13 protein-coding genes are annotated in these 20,081 nt (G+C 34.1%); 2 read left to right on the top strand and 11 right to left on the bottom strand.

All coding sequences use genetic code 11. From position 1 onward, the window contains the following. Positions 1 to 130 precede the first annotated feature (130 nt). Positions 131 to 847, top strand: a complete 717-nt coding sequence (locus AB8B52_RS04655; RefSeq protein WP_406025717.1) for a DUF6503 family protein — start codon at positions 131 to 133, stop codon at positions 845 to 847. Here the strand turns inward: AB8B52_RS04655 and AB8B52_RS04650 are convergent. The 9 genes from AB8B52_RS04650 to clpB form a co-directional block, all read right to left on the bottom strand. Next, positions 844 to 2,121, bottom strand: a complete 1,278-nt coding sequence (locus AB8B52_RS04650; protein WP_406025715.1) for a carbamoyl-phosphate-synthetase — start codon at positions 2,119 to 2,121, stop codon at positions 844 to 846. The genes AB8B52_RS04655 and AB8B52_RS04650 overlap by 4 nt on opposite strands. Positions 2,122 to 2,187: 66 nt before the next feature. Continuing rightward, on the bottom strand, positions 2,188 to 3,420 hold the full coding sequence (locus AB8B52_RS04645) for a glycosyltransferase family 2 protein (protein WP_406025713.1): 1,233 nt from the start codon (positions 3,418 to 3,420) through the stop codon (positions 2,188 to 2,190). A 2-nt stretch (positions 3,421 to 3,422) separates the two neighbouring features. Continuing rightward, the gene (locus tag AB8B52_RS04640; RefSeq protein ID WP_406025711.1) at positions 3,423 to 4,244 is read right to left on the bottom strand and encodes an SMP-30/gluconolactonase/LRE family protein; all 822 of its coding nucleotides are present in this window, start codon (positions 4,242 to 4,244) and stop codon (positions 3,423 to 3,425) included. A gap of 10 nt (positions 4,245 to 4,254) precedes the next feature. After that, positions 4,255 to 5,001, bottom strand: a complete 747-nt coding sequence (locus tag AB8B52_RS04635) for an SDR family NAD(P)-dependent oxidoreductase (protein ID WP_406025709.1) — start codon at positions 4,999 to 5,001, stop codon at positions 4,255 to 4,257. A gap of 505 nt (positions 5,002 to 5,506) precedes the next feature. Next, on the bottom strand, positions 5,507 to 6,025 hold the full coding sequence (locus AB8B52_RS04630) for a SixA phosphatase family protein (RefSeq protein WP_406025707.1): 519 nt from the start codon (positions 6,023 to 6,025) through the stop codon (positions 5,507 to 5,509). A 108-nt stretch (positions 6,026 to 6,133) separates the two neighbouring features. After that, positions 6,134 to 6,832, bottom strand: coding sequence for a purine-nucleoside phosphorylase (gene deoD, locus AB8B52_RS04625; protein ID WP_406025705.1), 699 nt, complete (start codon positions 6,830 to 6,832; stop codon positions 6,134 to 6,136). Positions 6,833 to 6,859: 27 nt separating this feature from the next. Continuing rightward, positions 6,860 to 7,522 (bottom strand): deoxyribose-phosphate aldolase, encoded by a 663-nt coding sequence (gene deoC / locus AB8B52_RS04620; protein ID WP_406025703.1) that lies wholly within the window; start codon positions 7,520 to 7,522, stop codon positions 6,860 to 6,862. Positions 7,523 to 7,940: 418 nt separating this feature from the next. After that, the gene (locus AB8B52_RS04615; RefSeq protein ID WP_406025737.1) at positions 7,941 to 8,714 is read right to left on the bottom strand and encodes a TraB/GumN family protein; all 774 of its coding nucleotides are present in this window, start codon (positions 8,712 to 8,714) and stop codon (positions 7,941 to 7,943) included. Positions 8,715 to 8,971: 257 nt separating this feature from the next. Continuing rightward, positions 8,972 to 11,581, bottom strand: a complete 2,610-nt coding sequence (clpB, locus tag AB8B52_RS04610) for an ATP-dependent chaperone ClpB (RefSeq protein ID WP_406025702.1) — start codon at positions 11,579 to 11,581, stop codon at positions 8,972 to 8,974. Between the two features lie 304 nt (positions 11,582 to 11,885). Between clpB and ytxJ the strand changes: the two genes are divergently transcribed. After that, positions 11,886 to 12,272, top strand: coding sequence for a bacillithiol system redox-active protein YtxJ (gene ytxJ, locus AB8B52_RS04605; protein WP_406025700.1), 387 nt, complete (start codon positions 11,886 to 11,888; stop codon positions 12,270 to 12,272). A 28-nt stretch (positions 12,273 to 12,300) separates the two neighbouring features. Here ytxJ and AB8B52_RS04600 read toward each other — a convergent pair whose 3' ends face one another. Together AB8B52_RS04600 and AB8B52_RS04595 are read right to left on the bottom strand one after the other, a co-directional pair. After that, entirely contained in the window at positions 12,301 to 13,485 is a 1,185-nt protein-coding gene (locus tag AB8B52_RS04600; RefSeq protein ID WP_406025698.1) for a hypothetical protein, read from the bottom strand. 202 nt (positions 13,486 to 13,687) lie between these two features. Further along, on the bottom strand, positions 13,688 to 20,081 hold a 6,394-nt coding region (locus tag AB8B52_RS04595), incomplete at its 5' end, for a LamG-like jellyroll fold domain-containing protein (RefSeq protein ID WP_406025696.1).

The raw sequence follows: 20,081 nt of genomic DNA, 5'->3' as shown, positions 1-20,081 counted from the left end.
CTAGTTTTTCTGTAATCTTAGGGTTAGTTTTACGACTTTAGTATTTTAAATTAAATTATTGATGAAAAATTACTTGGTACTTGTGTTTGTTGCGTTGCTTTTTTGTTGTAAAAATGAAAATTCCAACACTGTGAAACTTAGTTTAGAAACTTCTGATAAACAATTATCAGCCGATAAAATTGTTAATAAAGCGATAGCAGTTTCAGGTGGTGGAGTGTTTAAAAAATCGAGTCTTAAGTTTGAATTTAGAGATGTTTATTATCAAGCTTTACGTAAAAATCACGAGTTTCTTTTAGTCCGAGTTTCGGTGAAAGACCAAGATTCTATTTTTGATATGCTTAGTAATGTTGGCTTTGAGCGCTATCGTAATAATGCCTTTGTAAAACTAAATGATTCTATTGCTAAACTGTATGAGGCATCTGTTAATTCGGTACATTATTTTTCGGTGTTACCTCATGGATTAAATGATGATGCAGTTATCAAAACACGATTAGAAAACGAGCGTGTAAAAGGCAAAGATTATTATAAAATAAAAGTGACCTTTAATGAAGAAGGTGGAGGTGAAGATCACGAAGATATTTTTATCTACTGGTTTGGTAAAGAAAGCTTTAAGTTAGATTACCTCGCCTATTCATACAATGAAGAAGACGGAGTCGGCATGCGCTTCAGAGAAGCCTATAACGAACGTTATATTAATGGATTACGCTTTGTAGATTATAATAATTACAAGTCTGAAAACACATCAATAAAACTAGAAAATTTAGCAAAAGCTTTTGATGAAAATCAACTTAAATTGCTCTCTAAAATAGAATTAGAAAACATAAAAGTTGATTTAGTTGACCCCTAGATATAATCACTTTCATTAAATGGTTGTAGCCATTCTAAAATCATATCGTTACCATTTGTATCTTTAATTTTAAGGAGGTTTTCAATCTTCTTTATCTTATTATTCACGTCAGAAATGGTGTCTGCTACTACATAAATTCTGGCATATACTTGTCGTTCTGTGCCAAGCATAACCGGTTCTACAACATCACCCTTTTTAAATCGTTCTAAAACAAAGTGCACGGTTTCATCTGCTTTTATAGCTTCCAAACCCTCTATCGTATCAATTTCACCATCTTTTAATAATACCCATACAGTACATGCTTTTTGTCCATTGAAGTTATGATCATTCTTCGCTTCAAAATCAGCATCACCAAAAACACCTGTTAATGCAAAATTTAGAAGCATTTCTCTATGATCGAAACCATGAATGTGTAAAAGGTGAAAATGCGGTGCTTCTCCTTGGAGTCTAAATCCTGGGTCGTAAGCATAAATAATGTCATCTTCAACAAAAAACTGAATGTTTAATATGCCATTTTCTATTTTTAAAGCCTTAAAAAGTTTGACCAATTTTGGGTGCATTTGCTCTATAAACAGTTGACTATGTTTAGAAGGATATACGGCACCAATGCATACTGGACTGGCATCTCCTTGTATTTTGGTTGTAACTCTATCTGATATTGCAGAGATGTGTGCCACACCGTCTTTAAACGTGTAATAGGCAGCCATATCGTCACAATCCATATAGCGCTCAACCAAAATCACTCCTTTTTTAGAGAAACCAAAGGCGGTTTTTACAGATTTCTTATAATCTGCTTCGTCTCTGCAGATTTTCATACCAACACCACCACCATTATCAACAGGTTTTACCATTACAGGGTAGTTGAGATGATGCGGTTTATCTATGTTTTCAATACCTTCAATATAAATACCAGGAATATCTAAGATATTAAAGTCTAAACAATATTTTTTAAAGCCATCTTTACTACAAAAGGCTTCAACAGCTTCTGTAGTAGCATAACAAGGAATACCTAGAATATCACAAATATCTTTGTAAGGCTTTACCAAAATATCTGCAACACCTACTAAAACGGCATCAACCTCGTTGTCTTTAGCGATTTTTGCAATTTGCTCTACTTCAAAAACATCGATGTCATAGGTTTTATCTGCTTTTTGTTTGGCTGGGGAATTGTGACCCATATCTATAACAATTGTATATAGTCCCATAGCGTTTGCAACTTTTACAACTGCTGCAGTTTCTGGGTTTCCGCCGAGTATAATTATTTTTTTAGACATGTTTATGAAATGATATTTGTTCGTTTATGTTAAATCGGTAGTTTTATTTGAATATATAGGTACCTTCTAAGTATTCTGAAATTTAAAGTCATTATCGAAGCCTATAGCTTTGATCAGGGTTTTTATTTGTGTTTCATCCGTATCTATTTCAGCAATTTTAGCTTCATCAATACCCATTAGTTGCAATTCACTTTTAATACGTCCGTAGGCAGTAGGGTTGATTGTTGCAATAATTAGAAAATCAAATTCATCGTTATTTACAGAACTGATGGGTTTAACAGAGTTTTTACCAATCTTTAAATCATGATAGTCAATGTCTATCCATTTGATGATTTTAAAGAAACTTGTGTTTTCATTAGTTGATAATATATGCTGACCAAAAGAACCAGAACTGTAAACTACAACTCTTGAGTCTTTTTTAACCTTTAAAAAAGGATTAAAAACCTGACCTTCAATAGCATTCGTTATAAGACCTCCAGATCTTACTAAAATTTGTGAATACAAATAATAAGTAAGTTGTCTATCTAGAGTTTCTTTATCCATAACAGGACTTAGCTTCGTTTTTAAAAAATGCATCAAAAGACCGAGTCTGTAATATTCTATTTTAGGATTTTCAATAGATTTAACAATAGAATCGTGTCTTTGCCTGTAGTAATATAAAGGGATGTCACTTTTAACTAGACGTTTACACATGGCTAAATATGAGTAGGTGATAGCAGCGTCTTCTCCCATCACAATTTCATTTGGCACGTCAAAAAGTACTTTACTTAATATATCTTTTCTAAAGAGTTTATTCCATACATAAGTAGATATACCATGCTTACAAAATTCACCATTATATATGGCGTTTGGAAGTATTGAATGTTTAATGTCATGCGCATTAAAGTTACCGAAATATAACGGTTTTATAGTTTCAATTTTACCATTAAATTCTCTAAAATGCCCTGTAGAAACTAGGTCTGCTGAATTTGTTTTAGCTAATTTGTATAAGATGTCTAGGTAATAATGATCTACCCAATCATCTCCATCTACATAGGCAATGTATTCACCAGAGGCTGCTTTTAAACCTGCTTTTCTTGCGGATAATAAACCTCCGTTCTCTTTGTGAACCACTTTAACTCTGTGATCTAATTTGGCATAGTCATCACAAATTTTTGGACAACCATCAGGACTTCCGTCATTGACCAAAATAAGTTCAAAATCTAAAAAAGATTGCTCTAGGAGACTATCAATACACTGCGGTAAATAATTTTCTATTTTATAAATAGGAACAATAACACTAATCTTAATTCCTGACATGTTTAACTTTGGTTTAATTGAATGTAAAATAGACCACCACCATTAGGATTAGCATCTGTGTCGTCCATTGCTGTGGTTATATATAGGTTGGCGTTGTTATCAAAACAACACGATGTAACGTTTTTATGAGGTAATTCTATTTTGTTTAATAATTCTCCTGTGAGAGGGTTCCATTGCGAAACGCATGAGCCTCCCCATTCTGCAATCCAAAGCATGCCCTTATCGTCTATGGTCATGCCGTCAGGACTTCCTTTTCCATTAAATTCTATGACATAAGAATCAAAAACTACATCGCCAGAGTCTAAATCATATTTATATTTAGCGACCTTTTTAACAGGTGTATCAATAAAATACAGAAACTTTTCATCTAGCGAAAACGCTAAGCCATTAGATATTGTAGTGTTTTTAATAATCACTTTGTATTCACCTTTGTAGTACGAATAGACGTTTCCAATGTTCTTCTTAATTTCAGGATAACCCATGGTGCCAATTATAACGCGCCCTTTTGGGTCTGCTATGCCATCATTGTATCTCACCAAAGGATTCGTTTCTATTTGAAAAGCAAAAGCCGTTTCAAGCGTATTAAAATTAACTTCGAAAAAACCATCTTTTGAAGCGACTAAAACTTCCTTTTCCTTTAAAATATAAATACAACTTGCAGGTGAACTCAGTTTTATACTCAATAATTCTTTGGTTAAAGGAGTGTAACAATAAACCAATCCATCAAAAATGGATACAAAGTATAAATAGTTATTTTCATAATCATAAACAGGTCCTTCTAAGAGCTCTGCTGTTTGTGAATAAAAAATTAAAGATGACGTCATAACTTATTACTTAAATATATTCACCTCCAGTGATACGCATTATAGAACCTGTGGTCATTGCAGAGTCATCGGAAATAAAGTGCATTACTGCTGGTACAGGATCTGATGGATTTAACATACGTCCCATAGGTATAATGCTACCTGCGTTTTCTTTAAGCTCTTCCTCACTAATACCTTCAGTAGATCGCAATTCCAGTTCACCTTCGGTATGTGTCCAACCCATTACCACATAGTTAGAGCGTATACCGTATTTGGCATAATGATGTGCAATATGAGTGGATAAGGTATAAAGTGTACTTTTTGTTAATGCATAAGCTGTGCGGTCTGCTTGTCCATAATCCATATGTGCTGAACCAAAAAACACAACTGAACCTGTTTTGAATTCCATCATGGATTTTAAAACATGTTTTAACAAGAAATATGGAGCTTTTAAGTTGACATTAAACACTTTATCGTAGAGGTCTTCTTCTGTGTCAATAATTGATGCGACAGGTGTAATACCTGCATATATGATTAAAGCATCTATTTGACCAAACTTTTTAATGGTTTCATTAAAATAAGCCTTAATTCCATCAATAGAATTTAAATCAATTTTATGAAAGTATGTTTTATCTTTAGCATCTAATGCTTCAATAATTTCAGCACCGAGTACTTCATCTCTTCCGCAAAAGGACACGTTGTATCCTTTCTTTAAGGACGCTTTAAGAATCTCTTTGCCGACACCCTTAGTACCTCCTAATAACATAACTGTTTTCATAAATCTATAAGACCAAGTAGTTGTTGTAAATTCAAAGTTAATAACTTAATTATAGATTTTGCTTTTTTTTCTATGTATTGATAAGAAATCCCTTTAAAAAGTTACGTAAGAATTGTTTTATCGATAAAAGTTTAGAAAAACAAGATAGCCAAAGACTGTGGTATTTCTTTGATATAGAGGTTGCAAACTTCAAAAGAAACTAAAATATTAGTATTGCTTTATTTAATGGGTATCAGTTTTTACTTTAGATATTTTTGTCTTTTTTGTTTCTTATGACGTGCTATTTGTTTTTATCTTGAAAAAAGCGTCACATCATAGAAACCTATTAACACAGATAGAAGCCGTTTTTTTATCTATATAAAATGCCTAACGGCAGAAAGTATGCCTTTTTTGAAACTGTTTCTTTTGGATTTTAACTTCGAATTGGGATCAACCTCCATCAATTAAAGCCATTAAAAAATACAGATGCTCAACTAAACAAGAGTCAAAAATGAATAAATTCTGTCTAATTAACCACTGACAGCTCAGAGGTAACACCTTCTTTTGTAACTACAACTTTGTATAAATTAGCGTTGTTAAAATCTTGAATATCGTCATATTTTTCTTCGCCTATGAGGTCATTCACAAATTTAGGTGTGGTATTACTATGACCTACAATAAGCACGGTTTTTCCTTTTGTTTTTTCCATAAAAGCTTTCATATCTATAGCAAAGGGATCATAAAGTTGAATAATAAGATTATTTGCTTTTGCGGTTGGAAGTGCGGTTTCTTTAGTTCTATTATAATCGGTAGAATAAACATCATCAAATTTAATATCCTTAAAATGTTTCTGCCACGCTTTTGCACGTTGACGTCCTACCTGAATTAAATGTGGATCTTTATTGATTTTATCACCTCTATCTTTTTCGGCATGTCTAATAAGATAATAGGTTGCAATAACATCTTCATTGCTATTTTCTGTTTTCTCTTTGCAAGATGGAAAAGCAATTAAGGTAATGAGTAGTATTAGGATTATTTTTTTCATAATTAATTTAGAACAAAGCGGGTTTTATTATCTTATAAAGATAAGACGTAAACATTACAATTATTGTATCGTCAAATTATATTTTTGAAAAAGTGAAATTTCAAAAAACTAAGCTAACTCTAAAGCCACCTCAATCATACTTTTAAAAGTTGTTTCACGTTCTTTACTTGTGGTATGTTCTCCAGTAACCAAAGAATCTGAAATCGTTAGTATGGCTAGAGCATTAGCATTATGCTTAGCTGCAACGGTATACAAACCAGAAGCTTCCATTTCTACGCACAGCACTCCGAATTTAGACCATTTTTTATAAGCCTCCTTATCATCTTCATAAAACTCGTCTGATGATAATACATTTCCGGCTTTTATAGGAATGTTTTTTTGTTTAGCGACTTCAACGGCTTTCATAAATAAATTAAAATCTGCTGTTGGTGCATAATTGGCGCCATTAAAACGTAATTCGTTTACACCAGAATTAGATGAAGCTGCCATGGCTAAGACAACATCTCGTAATTTTACATCCTTTTGATAGGAGCCAGCACTGCCAACTCTAATGAGGTTTTTCACACCATATTCTGTAATCAATTCATTGGCATAAATTGAGATGCTTGGCACTCCCATACCAGTTCCCATGGTAGAAATACGTTGACCATTGTAAGTACCAGTATAGCCATACATGCCTCTAACTTTATTAAAACATTTAGGGTTTTCAAAAAATGTTTCTGCGATCCATTTGGCTCGCAAAGGATCACCAGGAAGAAGTATGGTTTCTGCAATATCTCCTTTTTTTGCTTCAATATGTACACTCATAGCACAAAGTTAGCAAAAGGAATTGAATTAATATGTGGAGTTTGATACTTGATTATTCATCATGGCAACACCAGCAGAAGCACCAATTCTGTCAGCACCAACTTCTATATATTTTAGAGCTGTTTCTAAATCTCTAATGCCTCCAGATGCTTTCACTTTTAAGTGGTCTCTTACTGTTTTTTTCATAATCTTCACAGCAGTCAATGTTGCGCCACTTTTGGAGAAGCCTGTAGATGTTTTAACAAAATCGGCCTTGGCATCAATACAAATTTCACAAGCTTTTACGATTTCATTTTTAGATAATTCGCTTATTTCCAAAATGACTTTTAGAGGAGTAAAACCAATGGCTCGTTTTATATTACTGATATCTTTAAGGACAGCAACGTGATTTTTACTTTTAAGACGACCAATATTCATAACCATATCTATTTCAGTAGCACCTTGATCGATAGCGTTCTTTGCTTCAAATATTTTGGCTTCGGTAGACATAGCTCCTAGAGGAAAACCAACAACAGTGCAAACCTTAACATCAGATTTGCCCAAAGCTTGTTTGGCCAGATGAACATAACTACTGTTAACGCAAACAGAATAAAAATTATATTTTAATGCTTCTTCGCAAAGTCTAAGGATATCGGCTTCAGTGGCTGAAGCACTGAGTAACGTGTGGTCTATGTATTGATTTAATTCCATTTTTTAGGTTAGGGATTTTAGGCAACAATTAACTATAGTAATCCTCTTACAACTTAGAGGGATGACTAACAAGATAATTAAGGTCTTAAAGTACAGTTGGAATTAAATAGCTCGACAAAATTACTAATTTATCCGTTAAAAGGAATGTTAAATTTTAAAAATTATGATGCATTTCGTCGAATAATTGTTGATAACTCTGAAAGTTATTCATTTAGAGCATGATAATTATTCTTTTAAATGGATGATTTTATTTCTGATATTAATTTCATTTTTTTAATTGGGTCATGATCTAATTAATAATTTTATGGAACTCAATAAGTTTTTAGAATCGACTTACTTTTTAAATATAAAGCAGTAAAAACAGATACCAGTTGGCATCATTTTTACTGCTTAACATATTCTATAATTTTAAATGTTGCTAGTTTTTAACGGCTGTTACCTTATAGCCAGCTTCTTTCAGTAAGTTGATGACTCCGCTGTCGCCTGCTAAATGTCCCGCTCCAACACCAAAAAATGTAGGTTGATCTTTGGCATATTCCCCAATTTTAGAAATCCAATTTTTATTTCTATTATGTAATAACTTATCTTGATGTTTAGCAACAGACACGTTATTTTCGTCATCCATCATATCTAACATGCCATTGATATCCTCATTTTTGTATAATTCTAACATTTTTGCAAAAGTTACTTTATCATAGGCTAAATTATCCTTTGCAGTGCGCAACAGATCAGCAACCTGATCCTCGTAAGGAATGTCCTCAAATACTTGAAGCTGATCTTCAATCGTTTCTAGGCCTAAAATCTCTTCGTTTTGTTCTTGTGCAATTTTAATCAATTCTTGCTCAAAAGACTGCATAGGGCAATCAAGCATCTTTGGGTAAAGCATTGAAATGATAAAAAAAGGTTTCATGGTTTCTACCATTTTTAAGGGCATTCCGGCTTCTTTAGTGAGCATGGCGTCAATGGTTGTAAGTTCATCTTCTGTAACTAAATCACTAATTTTTTTTCCGTCTTTCATATACATACCTCCCATCATTTTTGTCATCATTTCAGGATCGTCCATATCTATTTCTAAAACGACTTGGCTTGTTTGATCTAATGCTTTTTTTACGCCATCATCTATGGTGGCATCACAAGTAATATGTATGGTACCAAAGATATAAGACGCTTTTTCTAAACCGTTACCTTCAATTTTTCAAAGGGTTGAGTTCTCCAATTTTTGCGCATTAGTGGCTAGAATTGATAAGCAAAAGATGCTAAAAAGGGATAGTAATTTTTTCATTGATTCTGTTTTTTAGTTTGATTTATAAGTCTATTGTTTTTTGAATTTGTTGCAAAAGAAAAGCAACACATCTTTTTTTACCGATAGCTTTTCGATATAAAATCCGTGTTGCTTTAATCAACCAATCATTATAAAGACTTTTATAAAGCTCAATTGTTACATTGAAATTAAATTTCTTCCACAACTAAGTCGCCTTGATTTCTAAAAACGAGTTGCCCATCGAATTCATCTAATAATATAATACTGTCTGTTGTAACAGTTCCTGCTAATATTTCTTTACTCAATTGATTTAAAACTTCTTTCTGAATGACGCGTTTTACAGGTCGTGCTCCATATTCTGGATGATAACCTTTATCAGCTAAATACGTCACAGCTTCTGGTGTAGCATCAAACGTAATACCTTGTTTTGCAATCATTTTGGTGATGCCTTTAAGTTGTAAGCCTACAATGTCTGTAATATTAGTTTTAGACAATGGAGTAAACATTATGGTATCATCAATTCGGTTTAAAAACTCTGGTCTTACGGTTTGTTTTAATAAACCGAGCACATCAACTTTTGCAGCTGCAATGGCTGATGGAATATCCTTAGTCGCTTCAAAACGCTCTTGTATAATATGGCTGCCCATATTAGAAGTCATGATTATAATGGTGTTTTTAAAATCGGCAATTCGTCCTTTATTATCCGTTAATCTGCCTTCATCTAAGACTTGCAATAGTATATTAAAAGTATCTGGATGCGCTTTTTCAATTTCATCTAATAAGACTACCGAATAGGGTTTACGTCTTACCGCTTCTGTTAATTGCCCACCTTCATCATAACCTACATATCCTGGAGGTGCACCAACGAGTCTGCTTACGGCATGACGTTCTTGGTATTCACTCATGTCAATACGCGTCATGGCATTTTCATCATCAAAGAGGTATTCTGCTAAGGCCTTTGCTAATTCTGTTTTACCAACTCCTGTGGTTCCTAAGAAAAGGAAGGTGCCAACTGGTTTTTGCGGATTTTGAAGTCCTGCACGAGAACGACGAACAGCATCACTAACGGCTTCTATAGCTTCTTCTTGACCAACGACACGCTTGTGTAGCTCATCTTCTAACTTTAGCAATTTTTCACGGTCACTCTGAAGCATTTTAGTCACAGGAATACCAGTCCATTTAGCCACAACTTCTGCAATATCTTCATAAGTGACTTCCTCTTTAATCAAAGAACTTTCACTTTGATTATTTTGTAATTGCTTTTGAAGGATTTCTAACTGTTCTTGCGCATCCTTAATTTTTCCGTAGCGAATTTCGGCTACTTTGCCATAATCACCATCGCGCTCGGCACGTTCGGCTTCAAGCTTATAGTTTTCAATCTCTTGTTTTCTATTCTGAACGTTTTCAACCACTTCTTTTTCAGATTTCCACTTGGCATTAAGTTCGTTTCTTTCTTCTTTTAGGTTGGCTAAATCTGCTTTTAAGCTTTTTAATTTAGATTCATCTTTTTCACGCTTAATGGCTTCATGTTCAATTTCGAGTTGCATGATTTTACGATCTAAAACGTCTAATTCTTCTGGTTTAGAGTTGATTTCCATACGAAGTTTAGAAGCAGCCTCATCCATTAAATCAATGGCCTTATCAGGAAGAAAACGATTAGTTATGTAACGTTCTGATAATTCTACAGCTCCAATAATAGCTTCATCTTTAATCCTTACTTTATGATGTGTTTCGTACTTTTCTTTGATACCTCTAAGGATAGAAATGGCACTTTCTGTATCTGGTTCATCTACAACCACTTTCTGAAAACGACGCTCTAAAGCTTTATCTTTTTCGAAGTATTTTTGATACTCATCTAAAGTGGTTGCTCCTATGGCTCTTAATTCGCCACGAGCCAAAGCAGGTTTTAAAATGTTTGCAGCATCCATAGCTCCTTGTCCACCTCCAGCACCAACTAAAGTATGAATTTCGTCTATAAATAATACGATATCTCCATCGCTTTCGGTGACCTCTTTGATTACGGCTTTTAGGCGTTCTTCAAATTCACCTTTAAATTTGGCACCTGCAATAAGCGATCCCATATCTAAAGCAAAAATTTGTTTGTCTTTAAGGTTTTCAGGAATATCACCATCAATAATTCTATGTGCTAAACCTTCTGCAATAGCCGTTTTACCTGTGCCAGGCTCACCAACTAAAATGGGATTGTTTTTGGTTCTGCGCGATAAAATTTGAAGGATTCTTCTAATTTCTTCATCACGACCAATTACAGGATCTAATTTTCCGTCTCTTGCTAACTGATTTAAGTTTTTTGCATATTTACTTAACGAGTTATAAGTGTCTTCTTGGCTTTGAGAGGTTACGCGATCACCTTTTCGTAGTTCTTCAATAGCTGCATTTAATCCTTTTTCTGTAACTCCTTGGTCTTTTAAGATTTGGGCAATTTTACTTTTAGATTTAAAAATAGCGAGTACTAAATGCTCAATAGAAACATAGTCGTCATTCATCTTTTTTGCGATGATAGCGGCTTCATTCAATACTTTACTTGCTTCTCGAGATAGCATAATATCTCCACCTGAAACTTTAGGAAAACTTTCGAGTTCTTTGTCTAAAATTTGTTGAAGCATAGCAAGATTGACATTCAACTTTTTTAAAAGGAATGGCAGTACGTTTTCATCAATATTAAAAAGGGCTTTAAAAATATGCTCGTTTTCTATTTGTTGATGTCCAAACCCTTGAGCAAGCTGCTGCGCTTGCTGAATGGCTTCTTGTGATTTAATGGTATAATTATTAAAATTCATTTTTTATATGCCTGCGAAAACAGGTATCTTTTTTATCGTTTAACTTGATTTTTCTTTAATTTTCGGTCATTATTAGTACACAGCCATCTTATTTAGATGCTTTGACTACGCTCAGAATGACCAACTATTTGCTTATCTTTAGACAATAATCTTACCAATTGAAAATTGTAATATAAAAACGACAAAATGACCGATTTAGTATGGTTTAGCGTGACGTTTTGTCTGTGTGTAAGGTTGTTGAGCTGTTTCGACTATAAGCTAATAATAGATTCCTGCTTTCGCACGAATTGGAAAAGAATAACATATGTTTAAGAAATTATTCGGTTCATCTGAACCAAAAGAAAAAAAAGAAGAAAAAATATTGCCTTGGCAACCTTTAGTCAATGTATCACAATTAAATACTATTACAGAACGGTCTAAAACTAAAACTCAGATTGTTTTTAAGCATTCTACACGTTGTGGTATTAGCAGTATGGTAATGAAACAATTTGTCTCTGCTTATGATTTAGATGCCAATGCAGATTTATATTATTTAGATTTATTGAGCTATCGAGAGGTGTCGAATGAAGTTGGTTATAAATTTCAAGTGATGCATCAATCTCCACAACTTTTGGTGTTACGAAATGGAGTAGTGGTTGCGCATGCTTCTCATGGAGCTATTAATGAGATGGATTTGGGTCGGTTTGTTTAGAGACTAATCTGTCTCTATAAATAAAACCTTAATTAAGCGAATAAGAATTAATAATATTTTTTAATTGAAGTTTTAAATCTTCTCCAGAATCATAAATCATTTGTTCTTCGGTTGGGAAGGGAACCGCTCTAAGTTCTAAAAACGGTAAAAGATTAGTATCTAACGCTCTTCGGTCTCCTTGCGCATTGGCATAAATATGCTCAAATATAAATTCACTCGTAATAGGAAAAGCATCTGCGAGTTGTTTGGTGTTGAGGTTGTAATATTCTACGTTACCAGTAATCTGAACTGCTTTAAACTGTGAGAATTCGTAAAATTCACAACGCACAGTTTTAAGATTATCGATTTCTATAGCGTTACCTAGGCTGTCTTTAACTTGATTTCCACGATCGTCTAAAAGTAATTTTTTACCATCTGCAATTTGACGTTCTTTTATAATTTGACGTTCTTTTACCTGTTCTGGAGACACATTAATTTGTCTCAGATTTAAAAGCATTTTATAATCGTATGTTACTTTATCGTCTGTGTTATTGTGATAAATAGTCCAAAGATTATTAATGCCATAGGTGCTGAAATTGAGTAAATCGTCTTCCAATCGTTTTGGAATGACTTTTTCTGTATCATTAATCATTTCAACCAAAACAAAATCAATTCCGTTTTGGTGTGCAACATTTATTAACTCACGCACGTCTCTAAAATTAGGATTTAATTCTTCAATGGTGTTGAGTTGGTCATAAGCAAATCTATAATCTAATTTACTTGTAGATGAATCATCAATAATGGCTCTAGCATTGTTGTACATATGCAAAGACGCCATATCCTTAGATGCAACCATAGCACTGTTATAGTTTTTAGTTTTAAACGTTACCTCTTTATCATTAACATACAATGGTAGAAGTGGTTTTATACGTTGTTGCCTATTGTTTAAATTGACATACAAATCATATATTTTAATATAGTTTTCTGGATTGTCATCTTGCTTTAAATAATCAATTTCATCGGCATCGCGTTTATTGGCTTTAAAGTAAGCTTCTTGAAGCATTACAACATATTCAGCCTTGCGCTTTTTATTTTTATTAGTACGTAATTTATTAATTGCATTAGAAATAGCTTGATCGTAATTACCAGAATTAACGGCTCTTTCTATTTGTTTGCTAGTGCTGCAAGAGATTATTAGTGCGATTACAAAGGCGGATAGTAGAATTTTTTTCATAGGATAAAAGTTTCGGTGCATTTAGGTTTCAAAACAATTAGGATGTAAACGTAACTATTATATAGATGAAATACTAGTAAGTGCGTTTAAATGCTATATTTTTATTTATCTAAATTGAATATTTTTAACTGAAATGCTAGCAAATCAATTTGTATTAAAAGAAAACAGTCAAAACTAACGAGTTTTGACTGTTTTCTTTTAACTATTTGTATTTCACAATGAGCTTTCTATTAAACGTTCCAGTATCTGTTTCAGCTTTTACAATATAAGCACCTTCAGAAATTGATCTTACAGGAATTTTAATTTCATTAGACATTGGTAAATTGGTAGCATTCCATGATGCTATGGTTTGACCAGTAACATTAATTAAGTAGAGTTGTTTAACTTCTACAGATGCTGGTGTTTTTAAATAGATTTCATTTGTATCGCTCAAGTATCTTAGGGTAACATTTTCAAATTCATTTTGAATCGTAGATAAAGTTGCATCTTCTTGGAAAACCAATGAAAATCTTCCACTGTAGCTTCCAGCTTCTAAGTTCATTTGGAAATTGACATCGTTAAACCTTGTGTAGGTTCCAAATTCAGCATCAAAAATAAATACATCGATCTCTTCGTCAAAATTTTCTAAATCATCTAATGCAATCTCAATAGGACCACCAGTTGTTAAGTCAATATCAAGTGGATATGATTTAGTAACATCGAAGGTATTGACACCTTGAATAAGGAACTTTTGTCCTTCAATATTAAATGACATATCACTTGGGAATGATTCTGTATTTAGAGCATCATACCCATAATCAATACCGTCTGTTGCATTTTCATTATCCATAAAACCAATCAATAAATGTCTTATTGAATTTTGAGGACTAATAAAATCTAATCGTATAAACTGATCGTTACTTTCACTTGCATCAGCCACCTCATTTTCTGGTTCTGTATTTGTACTTCTTAAAAATAATGAGGTTGAATTTGTTTCTTTAGCAAAAATTCTTTGATTATTATTAAATGTTATTTGTCCGCCTGTAGCATTACCAGTAACATAGAATCCTTGGGCTACGGGAACATAGCGTCCTGGGATTTTATTCGCATTTCCGGTGCCATTTATTTCAGGAGTGCTTACCGCAGGAATTCCGTTTGTTAAGTTTCTAACGGCATAACCACCTTCGTAAGCGGCTAATACGTGAGACGAGTTTGATGGCGCATGTTCCCAGAAATATAAGGCACCATCAGATAAAACACTACTGTTGTCATTAATAAAGGTTTCTGAATCTATGGCAGAAGGGTATGGGTTACCAATTAAGGCTTGGAATCCTCCTGAAACAGGCGTCGTAATAAGGCCATTATTTGGTTGCCCTACAAAAACATAGTTCTGATCAGCGCTAGAGCTTCCACTTCCTTTCATTGTATAACCAAGTCCCACATTAATTGGGGTGTTTTCGTTTATAGCTCTCCAATCGGCATAAGTGTTTTCGGGATAATTTTCATATAAGTATAACCATCTTCTAGTAATAGAAATTGGTGTGGTTGATGGATTTGCATCATGACCACTAATCCAATTTAAAGGTTGGATATTTGTAAGATTACTACCGTCGTATAAGGTACTACCTATTGAATATGTATTACCATCACTGCTAACAGGTGAGCTCCAATAATTATAGTTATACAAATTAGATGTACCTTGTTGACTGCGTTCTAATTTTCCAATACCAGAGTAATCTACAATACTACCCATAGGTTGTAAAAGTTGAGATTCTCCAACTAAATCTAAAGTACCGTCTATAATAAGATATTTATCTACAATTATATGTTGGTCGTTTTCAATACTTAATCTGTTATCATCTACTAATAAACCAAGAACGGTTGTTCTATTAAATGTATTAGAAGGTCTGTCGGTTTTAACATTCGTAGCGGTTCTAACAATATTCCAGTTTTGTTGAAATCCATTAATACTATTCACTTTAGAGTTTGGTATTTGCTGTACAGAACCATTTAACCAAGTTGATTCGCTATCCCAAACACCGTCTGTATTAGATACATATGGAATTGGTGCTGCTTCTTCTTGTACATCGGTCATTTTAGTGAGTTGACCAGAAATTGGTGATGACGTTGAAATATCTTGAATAGTACCATTGCTAACCACTGCCTGTGGTCCAAAACGCATTTGGTAATAACCAATTAAGTTTCTCCACTGTAGGTTATCAGAGATGTCTAAAGGTACAACGACTCCTCTTACATTTGTTCCATTAGCTTCTATTTCTTGGTTCATCATTTCACGAATTTGACCTTCCGATAAAGCAACATCCCAAATTCTAACTTCATCAATATCACCACCGAAGTAATTCACAGGTTCGTCATTTGATGTATCCATTGCTCCAATAAGTGCTTTATTAGCGTTAGGTGATGGTGCATTTCCAGATGTTGTTGTTAACACTCTGAACCCATCGATATACATGTTATATGCATTACGTCCAAATGTAACTGCGACATGATACCATTTACTGTTATTTATCGTTTGGGTTGCAAAGACTTGATTTCTATCCCAACGGAAAAATAATCTATTTCCAATTAACGTAAGGTCGTATCCTGTATTTGAATTGTCACTGCTACGTTTAGAAAAGATAGTTCTACTGCCTGAAAGTTCGTCTGCTTTGATCCATGCTTCAAGACTAAATGAGTTAATATTTAAATCATAGTTATTTCCAAAACTGATATAATCTTCTGCTCCGTCAAATGTGATGTTAGTGCCACAATTAGCAAATGTAACAGTGATTGTATCCATTGTATTGCTGCAAGGAGACGTATTTATAGCTTCCCATTGTAAGGTGTAAGTTTCTCCACTTTCTCCAGTAAATGATGAGTTACTATCACTAGCATTAGAGAAAAAGTAGGTACTTGGATCTTGTGATGAGGTTACGGACCATTCACCTACACTGCTATTTGCCGAAAGAGATACTGTGACATCTTCACAGCTACTTAATGTATTGTCAATATTGTTTCCTGCATCTGCTATAGCATAAGTGGTAATATCAACCTCTACGTTAGCGGTTTGAGCACCACATGGTCCAGAAGGATCATTGGTTGTAAAGCTTAGGATAACACTACCTGTATCGTTGATTCCAAAATTATAAATGGCACTGGTACCGTTGCTAGATATGTTACTAAAATTACCTGAACCAGAGGAAGACCAAGTTCCTGAAGTTGCTGTACCACCTAAAGTTACGCTCAATGGAATACTGCCTTGAGAAAAACAAATAGGTGTTGTAATAGCATCTATAGTAGCAACAGGTGCTTCATTAACAACAATAACTCCATTAGTTTCTTTGACATCACAGATAGAGGATGTTGTTATGGTATAATCAAATACACCATAATCTTCTGGACTACCGCTTATCACATATTCTAAACCATTAAAGGTTGCAGATAAACCATCAGGAAAAACATTAAGACCTAAAGAGGTGGTGCTACCGTTTAAAAACCACTCAATATTTGGTAAATCTAAACCACCTCCAATATCGTAGGTGACATTTGTAATAGGTTCGTTTTGACAAATAATTTGGTTACTATCGGTTCCGTCAGGTGACGTTAATCTGATAAAGGTAGATAATGTACCAAAAGAGATATCATCTATACCATAATCGTTACCACCTTGATTTGGATTTAAATTTTCAATACTAATATCAGCAAAATTTTCAGTTGGGCCAGAGGTCCAATTTCCATAAAATCTAACCCAGTTATTATTCACATTATCTGGTCCACTCCTAGCAGGAGGTGTTATTGAAATTCCAACTTGTGTACCATTAATATTAAAGACTAATTGTGGCGGATTTCCATTGACTAAGCGCATTACCCAAGCAGAGAAATAATATGTGGTATTTGGTTGAATAGCAGTGTTATTTTGACTCCATACTTGAATACCTGAATCTCCATTAACGGCCATAAAGTTTTGAGGTCCTACAGTATTTTGGGTATGGTCAGTACCTCTAAAGAATCGGTGTACGTCGTCTCCTCTATGTGTAATGGTGTATCCTAATAAACCTGAATCATTCCATAATTCTCCACGATTCGCAGGTACTAATCCTGGTTGGTTTGGTACAAAGGTGTGACCACTTTGAAATGTATAGCCACTATCATCCATAATATCGACATTTGTAAAGTCTCCATCGATGACTAATTCTTGTGCTACACTTATTGTTCCAGATTCTGAACAACCGTCTGGTGTTAAACCAATAACTTGATAAAAATCAGCAATATCTACATAAATTGTATTTCCTGTTTGTTCAGGATCGGTTAACCATGTCCAACTGCTAATAGGAACATTAGCACTCGCTACAAGTTGAACCATGTTACTTTCATCTTGAGATGTACTTGGGTCATCGATTGGACAATAATCTGCATTTACCGTTATTTCAGGTGAAGGAAATACATCTACTGTTACCTGTGTTGTTACTGAACATCCATTACTATTTGTAACGGTTACATCATATTCAGTAGTGACTTCCGGATTAACAGTAATATTATCATTTGTGGATAACGGAGTTCCTGCATCTGCTGGAAGACCAGAATCTGCACCAGTGTTAGAAGTCCATGAATATAAATAGTCAGAACCAACAGTTGTTCCTTGTACTTGAAAATTATCTATCAAAATATTTGGACGTCTATTATTACTATTTCTTCCATCTGTAACTAATACAGCAATTTGAAGTCTACTAGGATTATTTGCTAAGGCAGGAACAGGAGCGGTTACTTGGGTCCAATTGGTAGCTGCATTGTTATTATTAATAAAAACTTGACTAAAGTAATTAAAAGGTCCTGAATTATTTACACGATAATATATGTAGATGTATTTATCCGATCCTCTTCTGTTTGTTCTTCTCGTTTGAAAATAAAGAGAAAAGTCTTCATAGGTATTTAAGTCTGAACCTTCAATGTCAAAAACCCAGTAGCCTTCATCATCACCTGCACCATCAATCTGTCTTAGAGCATTTCCAGCGGTATTATTAGTTGTAAATGCAGATCCACCTGTTGCCACACCACCTTGTCTTGAAAATGGCATGTTATTACCTTCATAAACTGTTGAGGTGATGCCAGGAGCTTCCTGCCCATTTAATGCACCATAGTTATTACCAGAATTGAAATCATAATTTATAAGAGTTTCTATATTGGTACCAGATCCTGGTACGTCTACAGATAATATACTTGGGTCACCAGCACAAACAGGGCTTTCTGATGCGCTAATTGAAGTTATTATCGGAGATTCTTGAACTTCAATAGAAACTGTAGTTCCACTACAGCCATTACTATCTGTAAAAATAAAATCGACATTACCTGCTGCTATTCCTAAAATATCACCAGTGTTTGAAATTGTAGCAATACTATTATCACTACTATTCCATGTTCCGTTAACAGAGGTACTTAATGAGTGAGACTCATTGACACAAATGGTACTACCAGAAGGTAGGTTGGTAATGATTGGTAAATCATTAATTACTAAAGAAAAGTCAGAACTACAACCGTTACCATCTGTGAAAGTAAATGTTGCTGTACCAGATGAATTTGCAGTTACAACTCCATTATTATCTATAGAAGCAATTCCAGAGTTACTAACCCAACCCGATGTTGCTGGTGTTAAGGTTGCTGTATCTCCGATACAAAAGTTTGAAGGTCCAGAAACAATGGGTAAGGGATTAACAATCATTGTGATTGTATTACTCTGTTTAGGTATAATACAAGACGATAAGCTCGATTGCATTAAAACATAAACGTCGTCACCATTATTCAAGGCTGTAAAAGGTATAAATGTGTCGCTATTTGTTCCAAAAGAAACACCATTTATAAACCATTCGTAAATAGGGACGGTACCACCATTAACTGGAGCAGCTGTAAAAATTACATTTTCATTTTCACAGATTTCATTTGTATTCACAGAAATATTTACAGATGCATTTTGAGCAGGATCTTCAACTGTTACAGTTGCTGTACAAGTAGAGATATTATTTGCATTATCTCTAACTGTAAGTGTTACTGTATTTGCACCTAAATTAGAACAGTCAAAGTTCAGGGTATCTAATGTCATTGCCGCAATACCGCAATTATCGAAAGAGCCGTTATCAATATCAGATTCACTTATAGAGGTACTTCCTGATGCATCAATTGTAATTGTGATGTTTTGGCAGATTGCTGTAGGTGGAGTTGTGTCGTTGATAATAACGTTTTGGTTGACGTTTATACTGTTGCCGTTACCATCATCAAAATTCCAAGTAACAATGGTAGTACCTTGAGTTGTAATTGGAAAAGTCGAAGATGTTGTTCCTGTAATAGTACCTTCACAATTATCGGTTGTGGTTGGTGCTATTGGTGTAATTGAACACTGTGCATTTAAATCTGGTAATGTTGGTGTTACAGGAGCAGTAGTATCATCATAGTTATAAACTTGACTGGCTGTAGTTGTATTTCCGTTACCATCATCAAAAGTCCAAGTAATGGTGGTGCTTCCACCTTCAACAAAGTTAAGGGTGTCGGTTGTTGTTCCTGTGATATTTCCAGCACAAATATCAGTAGTAGTTGGAGCTGCTAATGTTCCATTACAGTCAACAGTT

The organism is Winogradskyella sp., from assembly GCF_045105575.1.
Taxonomy (GTDB): Bacteria; Bacteroidota; Bacteroidia; order Flavobacteriales; family Flavobacteriaceae; genus Winogradskyella.
This window is presented reverse-complemented; position numbering and strand designations above follow the sequence as displayed.

What these genes read in the sequence shown, in the direction of transcription:
- AB8B52_RS04635 (WP_406025709.1), bottom strand. Translation starts at nt 5,001, where the DNA reads ATGAAAACAGTTATGTTATTAGGAGGTACTAAGGGTGTCGGCAAAGAG.
- ytxJ (WP_406025700.1), top strand. Translation starts at nt 11,886, where the DNA reads ATGTTTAAGAAATTATTCGGTTCATCTGAACCAAAAGAAAAAAAAGAA.
- AB8B52_RS04640 (WP_406025711.1), bottom strand. Translation starts at nt 4,244, where the DNA reads ATGACGTCATCTTTAATTTTTTATTCACAAACAGCAGAGCTCTTAGAA.
- deoC (WP_406025703.1), bottom strand. Translation starts at nt 7,522, where the DNA reads ATGGAATTAAATCAATACATAGACCACACGTTACTCAGTGCTTCAGCC.
- AB8B52_RS04600 (WP_406025698.1), bottom strand. Translation starts at nt 13,485, where the DNA reads ATGAAAAAAATTCTACTATCCGCCTTTGTAATCGCACTAATAATCTCT.
- AB8B52_RS04650 (WP_406025715.1), bottom strand. Translation starts at nt 2,121, where the DNA reads ATGTCTAAAAAAATAATTATACTCGGCGGAAACCCAGAAACTGCAGCA.
- deoD (WP_406025705.1), bottom strand. Translation starts at nt 6,832, where the DNA reads ATGAGTGTACATATTGAAGCAAAAAAAGGAGATATTGCAGAAACCATA.
- AB8B52_RS04645 (WP_406025713.1), bottom strand. Translation starts at nt 3,420, where the DNA reads ATGTCAGGAATTAAGATTAGTGTTATTGTTCCTATTTATAAAATAGAA.
- AB8B52_RS04630 (WP_406025707.1), bottom strand. Translation starts at nt 6,025, where the DNA reads ATGAAAAAAATAATCCTAATACTACTCATTACCTTAATTGCTTTTCCA.
- clpB (WP_406025702.1), bottom strand. Translation starts at nt 11,581, where the DNA reads ATGAATTTTAATAATTATACCATTAAATCACAAGAAGCCATTCAGCAA.